This window comes from Roseicyclus sp., from assembly GCF_965662675.1.
Taxonomy (GTDB): domain Bacteria; phylum Pseudomonadota; class Alphaproteobacteria; order Rhodobacterales; family Rhodobacteraceae; genus Roseicyclus.
In genome coordinates, this window is the sequence record NZ_CBFIIK010000106.1 from 1 (window position 1) to 9049 (window position 9049).

Genomic DNA, 9049 nt, shown 5'->3' on the forward strand with positions numbered 1-9049 from the left:
ACCCGGTGCTTTATGGTGTCGATCTTGTCTTGCCGTTCGACACGCTGGGGCAGGAAGAGGCGTGGCGCGCCTCGGCCAGCCGGGGACCGTGGGGCTTTGCGGCCTTTTACAGCCGCGGGTTTTTCCAGATCGCGGGCATCGTTATCGCAGCCGTCGGCGCCGCCGTTCTGACGGGCCTTGTCGGTCGGCGCGACTGAGGACTTGCCCCCGTAGCGGCGGCGGTCGCGCCGCGCCGACATCGGCTGAAAGGCCACGCCCACATGCGCCTCGCAATAGGGTTTGCCTTGCTGCACGGGCAGGCCGCAGAAGTAGAAATCCTGCGTCGCGGGGTCGCCGATGGGCCATTTGCAGGTCCGCTCGGTCAGTTCCATCAAGCTGATGCGCTTGGCGGTCTTCTCGACCTCATGGACCTTGGCCAGCGCCTCGGGGCTGATTTCATTGGCCGAGGGCTGCGGCGGGAGCGGTTGGCCCGCGGGCACGATGGGCTTGCGCAGCGGTGTGACATTGCTGGGGCGCGGCGGCGGGTCGTCGCTGACAAAGGCCGCGGGGCGTTCGGGTTGCGCAGCCGCGGCCTTGGGCTCGTCCTTGCGGGCAAGCTTGGCGGCTGGGCGCACCTCCGCCTCGGGGGCGGGTTTGGCTTGGGGGGCGGGTGTTGTGCCACCGCCGCCCGTGCGGTTGGACAGGCCAAGGCGATGCACCTTGCCGATCACCGCATTGCGGGTGACACCGCCCAATTCCTTGGCGATCTGGCTGGCCGACTGGCCCTCGCCCCACATCTTTTTCAGCGTCTCGACGCGTTCGTCGGTCCAGGACATGCCCGTCTCCTGATCTGGGGGCCGAATACAAGCAGCACGGCCCAAGACACCTCATATGACGGGGTCTTGGCCGGATTTGAAGCCCCATTCTAGCCCCACCACGGATCGGCGCAAGGCCAAGGCTTATCCCTTGCGCCGATGTGTGGCCTCGCGCCAGGCCAAAAGGGCCGCGCCACAGATGATGGTCAGCGCGCCCATGATGCTGACCGCTGTCGGAATGACGCCGAAGACCACCCCGTCATAGAGCGCCGCAAAGACCAGCGTGAGGTAGGAAAACGGCGTGATGAAACTGGCATCGGCGCGGGCGAGTGCGTTGATGAAAAACACCTGCGCGCAGGCCATGACACAGCCCAGTGCGATCATGCCCGCCCATTGTGCGCCCGTCGGGGCCTGCCAGACCCAGATGACGGCACAGCCGGCAATGGCAAGGCCGATGGAATTGTTGATCAATAGAATCTGTGCCGGCGCCTCGCGGCCTGACAGCCGCTTCATGAAGATCAGCTCCAACCCCAAGGCGCAGGCCGCACCCAGCGCTAAAAGCGCGCCGGTCTGCATCACCGCGCTGCCGGGGCGGATCAAGATCATCGCGCCGGCAAAGGCGATGGCGGCTGCAAGCCAGCGCCAGCGGCCAACGCGCTCGCCCAATAGCGGAATAGCGAGAATCATCGCCAGAACCGGGTTCAGAAACGAGATCGCGGTGGCATCCGATAACGGGATGCTGGCCGCGGCGGCGAACATCAAGGAAACACCGGCCCAACCGCAAAAGGTGCGGATCACATGGGTTTTGACATCGGGTTTGCTGAATTTCGGGCGCAAAACCGCGATCGCGGCGGCGATCACGACCCAAGCGAAGAGAAACCGCCCAAAGCTGACCTGCAAAGGGTGCAATGCAGCCCCCAGCGCGTCGGTGCCGAGCGCTTTTGCGATGAGCGTTGTTCCGGCCAAAAGCGCCGTTGCGCAAATCATCAAAATGATCGCGCGGCCCGGTTCCGCACGCCGCGCAGGGCTTGGCAAAGCGGCGGGCGGCACAAGGGCTTGTGGCGTCATGGGCGGCGGCTTGGGCAAGGCTGGGCGCCCTTTCGTTTCACAGCCCCAGACACCAGCGCAAAATCGCTTTTTGCGCATGCAGCCGGTTTTCGGCCTCGTCGAAGACGACAGATTGCGGCCCATCCATCACGGCGTCGGTCACTTCCTCGTTCCGATGCGCGGGAAGGCAATGCATGAAAAGTGCATCCGGCTTGGCATGCGCCATCAACGCCTCGTTCACCTGGTAGGGGCGAAGCTGGTTGTGGCGGCGTTCGCGGGTGGTCTGGCTGTCATGCATAGATACCCATGTATCGGTGACTACCAGATCGGCCCCCGCGACGGCCCGGGCCGGGTCGCGGATGATCTCGACGGCGACGCCCTTGGCGCGCGCCTCCTCGAGGAAGATCCGTTCGGGATCGAGCGGCTCGGGCCCCGCGAAGGTCAGGTCAAAGCCAAATTGCCCGGCTGCATGGGCAAAGCTTGCGAAAACATTGTTGCCATCGCCACACCAGACCACCTTCTTGCCCGTGATGGGCCCACGATGCTCCTCGTAGGTCAGGATATCGGCCATGATCTGGCAAGGATGGGTGCGGTTGGTCAGCCCGTTGATGACCGGCACGCTGGCGTGATCGGCCATTTCCAGCAGAACATCCTCTTCATAGGTGCGCAGCATGATCAGGTCGACATAGCGCGACAGCACGCGCGCGGTATCGGCGATGGTCTCGCCATGGCCAAGCTGCATCTCGGAGCCGGTCAAGACCATGGTCTGTCCGCCCATCTGGCGCACGCCGACATCAAAGGACACGCGTGTGCGGGTCGAGGGTTTCTCGAAAATCAGCGCGACCATGCGGCCCGCCAGCGGCTGATCGTCGTCAGGTGCGCCCTTTGGTTGCCCGTCTCGGGCTGATTTCATCGCCGCCGCCTGATCGATCATCGCGCGGAGCGCTTCGGGTTCGGTCTTGTTGATATCGAGGAAATGGGGCATCGGCGCGGCCTTTCGGCTTAGGGGCGGCGCCGGGGGGCCAGCCCCCCGGACCCCCCGGGATATTTATGAAACGAAGAAGCGATCAGACCCGCGCCATGGCACGGCTGAGTGTGGTGGCGGCAGCATCGAGGCGGCCCAAGCCTTCGGCGATCTCGGCCTCGGTGATGGTGAGCGCGGGCAAGATGCGCACGACATTATCGCCCGCGGGAACGGTCAGGATATGCGCGTCATAGCCGGCCGCCACCACATCGGTATTGGTGACGCGGCATTTGAGGCCCAGCATCAGCCCCGATCCGCGGACGCCCTCGAAGATATCGGGGTGGGCGGCCACGAGCCCTTCGAGGCGCTGGCGCAGGAAACCGGCCTTTTTGCGGACATCCTCGAGGAAACCGTCACGCGTGATTTCATCCATAACGGCGGCCCCGACCGCGCAGCCCAAGGGGTTGCCGCCATAGGTCGAGCCATGCGTACCCGCCGTCATGCCGCGCGCGGCGCTTTCGGTGGCCAAAAGCGCCCCGATCGGGTAGCCGCCGCCGATGCCTTTGGCGACCATCATGATGTCGGGGGTGATCCCTGCCCATTCATGCGCAAAGAGCCGCCCCGTGCGGCCCACGCCACATTGGATCTCGTCGAAGATCAGCAAAAGCCCGTGTTCGTCGCACAGATCGCGCAAGCCCTTGAGGCACGCATCGGGCAGCGGGCGGATACCGCTTTCGCCCTGTACCGGTTCCACCATGATCGCCCCCACATCGGGGGCGGCGGCGGCCTCGCGGAGCGCGTCGTGGTCGCCGAAGGGCAGTTGCCGGAAACCGGGCAGAAGCGGGCCGAAGCCCTTGGTCAGCTTTTCCGACCCCGCCGCCGAGATCGCAGCGATGGAGCGGCCATGAAAGGCCCCCTCGAAGGTCAGGATGGTGGTCCGCTCGGGCGTGTCGCTCTCATACCAATACTTGCGCGCCATCTTGACGGCGAGTTCCGTGGCCTCGGTGCCCGAGTTGCAAAAGAACACCGTATCCGCAAAGCTGTGTTCGACCAGCCTGCTCGCCAGCGCCTCTTGTTGAGGCACGACGTAAAGGTTCGATGTATGCCACAGGGTCCCTGCCTGATCGGTCAGCGCCTTGATCAGCGCCGGGTGTCCATGACCCAGCGACATCACCGCAATGCCTGAACCGAAATCGAGAAAGCGTCGCCCGTCGGCCTCGACCATCCACGAGCCTTCGCCTTTGACGAAGGACAGCTTGGCGCGGTTGTAGCTTGGCAGGACAGGCGAGATCATCTCGGTCTCCATGGCAGAAATGAAAGACCCTGCATTGCGCAGCCCTGCGCGCGTGTCAATTCACGACAGATGAAACACCCGCTCTCGCTGCGTGATCGCCTTGCCTATCTTTGCTTCGAAAATACTCCGGGGGGGTCGCGCCAAGGGCGCGGCGGGGGCAGAGCCCCCTCACTCAAGACAGGTCGCCATTGACGACAAGGGCAGTGCCCCCTCATGGCATACGCGTTGCGTTACGCCACTTCCGAAAGCGCAACCTTGGGCATGACGCCCAACGCGGCGCAGACATCGCGGGTCAACTCGGGGGCGTTGAGCGTGTAGAAATGCAGATCTTCGACCCCGCCCGCGATCAGATCGGTGCAAAGCTCGGACGCCAAGGCTGTCGACAACAGCTGCTCGCGGCCGTCGCGGATCGCTTTGTCATAGGCTTCGTCCAGCCAAGCCGGGATCGCGGTGCCGCACATCTCGGCGAATTTGCGGACACCCTTCCACGACTGGATCGGCAAGATGCCGGGAATGATCGGGGCATGGATGCCCGCCGTGGCGCAGGCATCGCGGAAACGGAAAAAAGTCTCCGCCTCGAAAAAGAACTGGGTGATGGCCGAGGAAGCACCGGCATCGATCTTGCGCTTGAGAAAGTCGACGCAGTCTTGCATCGAGCCTGCTTCCGGGTGTGGATCGGGGTAGGCGCCGACGCGCAGCTGGAATTTGCCCGTCTTGGCAAGCGCCTCGATCAGCGCGATGGAATCGGCAAAACCATCGGGATGGGGGGTAAAGCGGCCCTGACCTTTCGGCGGATCGCCGCGCAGCGCCACGATCTGGGTTACGCCGGCGGCCGCATAGCTTTCTGCAATGGCCAGTGTCTCGGCGCGGGTGGCATCGACACAGGTCAGATGGGCTGCCACCTGCACACCGTAATTGGCATGGATCGTCTTGACCGCGTCATGAGTCAGTGTCCGCGTCGTGCCGCCCGCCCCGTAGGTGACCGAGACGAATTCCGGCGACAAGGGTGCCAGCACGCCCAAGGTTTCCCAAAGGCGAAACGACGCCTCAAGCGATTTGGGCGGGAAGAACTCGAATGAGACGCGGGGGCCGGACATGATGATTCCAATGCTTGATCTGATGCCATTGGATGTCGCATAGACTGTGCCTTGCGACAAATTCATAATCTTCAAGATCAATATGAGTTTCACATGCATCTCGAGTTTCGCCACCTGCGCACGATCAAGGCCATCCATGAGGAGGGGGGGCTTGCGCGTGCCGCAGACCGCCTGCACATCACGCAAAGCGCGTTGAGTCATCAAATCAAGGGGTTGGAGGATCAGGCGGGGCTGGAATTATTCGTGCGCCGCTCCAAGCCGATGAAGCTGTCGCCTGCGGGGCTGAAGCTGCTACGGTTGGCCGAAGAGGTGTTGCCGCGCATCGCCGCGCTGGAAGATGAGTTCGACAGCCTGCGCAAGGGCAAATCGGGGCGGTTGCATATCGCCATCGAATGCCATGCCTGTTTCGATTGGCTTTTGCCGGTGCTTGACGCGTTTCGCGTGGGTTGGCCCGATATCGATGTCGATATCCGCCCTGGTCTACAGTTCGAGGCGCTTCCGGCGCTTTTGCGTGAAGAGATTGATTTTGTCGTCTCTTCCGACCCAGAAAACCTGCCCGGCGTCGATTTCACGCCGTTGTTCGATTACGAGCCGGTTTTTGTCTGCGCCGCCGATCATCCGTTGGCGGCCAAGCCTTGGATCGCGGCCGAGGATTTCGCCGATCAGGCGCTGATTACCTATCCGGTGGAACGATCCAGATTGGATGTATTCTCGCAATTGCTTTTCGCCGCCGGGGTCGAGCCGAAATCGATCCGGCAGGTCGAGTTGTCGGCCGTGATCTTGCTGTTGGTCGCCTCGGGGCGGGGGGTGGCGGTTTTGCCCGATTGGGTGGTGCGCGATCATGCCAAGCACCCCTCGCTCGTGACGCGGCGCCTGACTGAAAAGGGCATCACCCGGCGGCTTTACGGGGCGACGCGGGTGGCGGATACGGCCAAGCCCTTCATGGCGCAGATGTTGAAGCTAAGCCGCAGCGAGCCGCCCAAGCTGCAACGCAGATGAGCGCGCGCCACCCCTTCCTTGACCATTGCCGCCCCTTGGCCGTGGCCCATCGGGGCGGTTCGCTCGAGGCCGAAGAGAACACGGTGGCTGCATTTCAGCATGCAGTGGATCTGGGTTATTCCCATGTCGAAACCGATGTCCATGCCACCCGTGATGGGGTTGCAGTGATCCATCATGATCCGACATTGGAGCGGATGACGGGCGATCCGCGCGCGATCGCCGATCTGGATTGGGCGGAATTGGCGCTGATCCGCACCCGTGGCGGGGCGGCGATCCCGCGGGTCGATGCGTTTTTGGCCGATTTCCCTGCACTCAAGATCACCTTCGAGTTGAAATGCGACCGGGTGGCCGCGCCCTTGGCCGCCGCCATCACCCGTGCAGATGCGCTGGGCCGGGTCTGTGTCGGGTCGTTCTCGGCGGCGCGTACGGCGGCGATGCGGCGAATTCTGGGCAATGCGTTGTGCTGGTCGCCCGCCTATGCGGGTGTGGGGGTGCTGTGGCTTGCGGGGTTCGGCCTGCCGATGCCGCGCGCCGCCTTTGGCGTGGTGCAAGTGCCGCCTGTGTTTCGCGGTATTCCGGTGGTGACGCGGCGTTTCGTGGCGGCGGCCACGCGGTGCGGCGTCGATGTGCAGGTCTGGACCGTCAATGATCCGGACCAGATGGCGCATCTGCTCGATCTCGGGGTCGGGGCGATCATGACCGATCGGCCACGTGTGTTGCGCGATTTGCTGATGGCGCGTGGCCAATGGCGAGGCACTGGGGCGATGGGCTGATCGACTGACCATCTAGCGGCTTGGCATTCCCCGACGCCCCGCTTATACGCGCGGCTTGTCTGCGACGGAGAGACCAGCATGCAAGGCAGCGCCAATCTCAACATCATGCTCAAGGCTGCCCGCAAGGCGGGGCGCAGCCTCGTCAAGGATTTCCGCGAGGTCGAGAACCTTCAAGTTTCGTCCAAGGGGCCGGGCGATTTCGTCAGCCGCGCCGACCGTGCCGCCGAAGAGATTCTCAAGACCGAGTTGATGACCGCGCGCCCCAATTACGGCTTTCTGGGCGAAGAGGGCACGCGCATCGAAGGCACCGATCCCACACGGCGCTGGATCGTCGATCCGCTTGATGGCACGACCAATTTCCTGCATGGCATGCCGCACTGGGCCGTATCCATCGCGCTGGAGCATAAGGGCGAGATCGTCGCCGGCGTGGTCTATGACCCCGCCAAGGACGAGATGTTCTATGCCGAGAAAGGTGCGGGCTGCTGGCTCAATGACAGTCAGCGTTTGCGCGTCTCGGGGCGCAACAAGATGATTGAATGCGTCTTTGCCACGGGTATTCCATTTGGGGGCGGCAAGTATCTGCCCGCGACGCTGCAAGATCTGGCCCGGCTCATGCCTGCTTGCGCGGGTGTGCGGCGCTGGGGGTCGGCGGCGCTCGACTTGGCGTATGTCGCGGCGGGCCGCTACGACGGCTATTGGGAGCGTGGGCTGAACGCTTGGGATATCGCGGCGGGGCTGTTGCTGGTGCGCGAGGCGGGCGGCTTGGTGCAGCCGATCCGCGAAGGTCAGGATATGCTGGCCGATGGCCAGCTTGTCGCTGCATCCGAGCCGATCTTCGACAATTTCGCCGCGATCATCCGCGACCGCAGCTAGGCGCGCGGCGGCGTCATTTGCTGGACGATGCCCACCAGTAGCAGGTAGAGCGAGCTTGCCGTCACGATCCCGGTCAGGATCGGGTTGGGGCTGAAATCGGTCAGTGCCGCGGTGGCGATCGATCCTGTCCAGATCAACGCCATCGGCAAGGTCAGCGAACGCCAGCGCGCGGTGCGCACGGGATGGACGAATTTCAGGTTCAGGAATTGCGCCACGCACAAGGCCACGACCAGGCCCAAGATCGCCTCCCATGGGGGGACGATCACCAAAAGCGCCAGCGCGACCATGTTCCAGCAACCCGGAAAGCCACGAAAGCTTTTGTCTTCGGTCTTCATCCGCGTGTCGGCGAAGTAGAGCGCCGAGGCGAAGGGGATCAGCAAGACCACGATCCAGCCCGACCAGCCCGGCAAAAGCCCCGATTCGTAAAGCGCATAGGCCGGGATCATCACATAGGTCAGGAAATCGACGATCAGATCGAGCAGCACACCGTCGATGATCGGCGCATTCTCGGTCACAGCGTAGCGGCGGGCCAAGGGCCCGTCGATGCCGTCGACCACAAGGGCCACGGTCAGCCAGATGGTCATCATGGCCCAATCGTGGTCACCCGCTGCGAGCAGGGCAAGCATCGCAAGCGACGCGCCGATAGCCGTGAAGAGGTGAACGCTGTAGGCCCGAATTCGCATTGAACTCAGATGACGGGTTCCGCGCGCCTTGGCAACCGAAGATGTGACAGTTGCATGGCGCTAGGCTTTTGGATGGGCGGCGGCATAGACCTCGAGCAGACGGGCGGTATCGACGGCCGTATAGGCCTGTGTCGTCGAAAGCGAGGCATGCCCCAACAATTCTTGTATCGCGCGCAGGTCGCCGCCCGCATCAAGCAGATGGGTGGCGAAGCTGTGGCGCAGCGCGTGTGGCGTGGCAGTGGCGGGCAGGCCAAGCTGCATGCGCACCTGTTCCATCACACCCGCCACAAGGCGCGGGTTGAGCGGTCCGCCCCGGATACCGCGAAACAGCGGCGAGCCGGGTTCCAGCGGATGCGGGCAGAGGGCCGCGTAACGCGCCATTGCCGCGCGGGTGGCGGGCAGCACTGGCACCTCGCGCTCCTTGCCACCCTTGCCGCGGATGCGCAGCGTATCGGAGAGCGGCAAAAGCCCCGCATCAAGGCCCAGCGCCTCGGACCGGCGCAGCCCGCAGCCATAAAGCAGCAT

Annotated in this window: 9 protein-coding genes and 1 pseudogene; 3 read left to right on the forward strand and 7 right to left on the reverse strand. The window is 63.8% G+C overall.

Features of this window, described 5'->3' with window-relative positions; translation table 11 throughout:
* Positions 1-212: 212 nt before the first annotated feature.
* The 5 genes and pseudogenes from ACTG4J_RS12930 to metF form a co-directional block, all read right to left on the reverse strand.
* Positions 213-815, reverse strand: a pseudogene (locus ACTG4J_RS12930) (GcrA family cell cycle regulator); the annotation flags it as partial.
* 123 nt (positions 816-938) lie between these two features.
* A complete protein-coding gene (locus ACTG4J_RS12935; protein WP_439140128.1) occupies positions 939-1862 on the reverse strand; it encodes a DMT family transporter in 924 nt (307 codons plus the stop codon).
* Positions 1863-1899: 37 nt separating this feature from the next.
* Positions 1900-2826: an ornithine carbamoyltransferase gene (gene argF, locus ACTG4J_RS12940; protein WP_439140130.1), complete on the reverse strand. Its 927-nt coding sequence runs from the start codon at positions 2824-2826 to the stop codon at positions 1900-1902.
* 82 nt (positions 2827-2908) lie between these two features.
* Complete coding sequence (locus ACTG4J_RS12945) at positions 2909-4099, reverse strand: aspartate aminotransferase family protein (protein ID WP_439140132.1); 1191 nt, start codon at positions 4097-4099, stop codon at positions 2909-2911.
* 230 nt (positions 4100-4329) lie between these two features.
* A complete protein-coding gene (gene metF, locus ACTG4J_RS12950; protein WP_439140134.1) occupies positions 4330-5196 on the reverse strand; it encodes a methylenetetrahydrofolate reductase [NAD(P)H] in 867 nt (288 codons plus the stop codon).
* A gap of 93 nt (positions 5197-5289) precedes the next feature.
* Between metF and ACTG4J_RS12955 the strand changes: the two genes are divergently transcribed.
* The 3 genes from ACTG4J_RS12955 (at position 5290) to ACTG4J_RS12965 (ending at position 7841) form a co-directional block, all read left to right on the forward strand.
* Entirely contained in the window at positions 5290-6195 is a 906-nt protein-coding gene (locus tag ACTG4J_RS12955) for a LysR family transcriptional regulator (protein ID WP_439140136.1), read from the forward strand.
* On the forward strand, positions 6192-6968 hold the full coding sequence (locus ACTG4J_RS12960) for a glycerophosphodiester phosphodiesterase family protein (protein ID WP_439140138.1): 777 nt from the start codon (positions 6192-6194) through the stop codon (positions 6966-6968). Before ACTG4J_RS12955 ends, ACTG4J_RS12960 begins: the two co-directional genes overlap by 4 nt.
* A 78-nt stretch (positions 6969-7046) precedes the next feature.
* Complete coding sequence (locus ACTG4J_RS12965) at positions 7047-7841, forward strand: inositol monophosphatase family protein (RefSeq protein ID WP_439140140.1); 795 nt, start codon at positions 7047-7049, stop codon at positions 7839-7841.
* Here the strand turns inward: ACTG4J_RS12965 and ACTG4J_RS12970 are convergent.
* Together ACTG4J_RS12970 and ACTG4J_RS12975 are read right to left on the reverse strand one after the other, a co-directional pair.
* Positions 7838-8524, reverse strand: coding sequence for a CDP-alcohol phosphatidyltransferase family protein (locus ACTG4J_RS12970; protein WP_439140142.1), 687 nt, complete (start codon positions 8522-8524; stop codon positions 7838-7840). The two genes, ACTG4J_RS12965 and ACTG4J_RS12970, sit on opposite strands and share 4 nt — an antisense overlap.
* 60 nt (positions 8525-8584) lie before the next feature.
* The coding region (locus tag ACTG4J_RS12975; RefSeq protein WP_439140144.1) for a tyrosine-type recombinase/integrase at positions 8585-9049 on the reverse strand (465 nt) is incomplete at its 5' end.

Excerpts from the sequence above, each read along its gene's own strand:
- ACTG4J_RS12955 (WP_439140136.1), top strand. The coding sequence starts at position 5,290 with ATGCATCTCGAGTTTCGCCACCTGCGCACGATCAAGGCCATCCATGAG.
- ACTG4J_RS12970 (WP_439140142.1), bottom strand. The coding sequence starts at position 8,524 with ATGCGAATTCGGGCCTACAGCGTTCACCTCTTCACGGCTATCGGCGCG.
- ACTG4J_RS12960 (WP_439140138.1), top strand. The coding sequence starts at position 6,192 with ATGAGCGCGCGCCACCCCTTCCTTGACCATTGCCGCCCCTTGGCCGTG.
- ACTG4J_RS12935 (WP_439140128.1), bottom strand. The coding sequence starts at position 1,862 with ATGACGCCACAAGCCCTTGTGCCGCCCGCCGCTTTGCCAAGCCCTGCG.
- ACTG4J_RS12945 (WP_439140132.1), bottom strand. The coding sequence starts at position 4,099 with ATGATCTCGCCTGTCCTGCCAAGCTACAACCGCGCCAAGCTGTCCTTC.
- argF (WP_439140130.1), bottom strand. The coding sequence starts at position 2,826 with ATGCCCCATTTCCTCGATATCAACAAGACCGAACCCGAAGCGCTCCGC.
- metF (WP_439140134.1), bottom strand. The coding sequence starts at position 5,196 with ATGTCCGGCCCCCGCGTCTCATTCGAGTTCTTCCCGCCCAAATCGCTT.
- ACTG4J_RS12965 (WP_439140140.1), top strand. The coding sequence starts at position 7,047 with ATGCAAGGCAGCGCCAATCTCAACATCATGCTCAAGGCTGCCCGCAAG.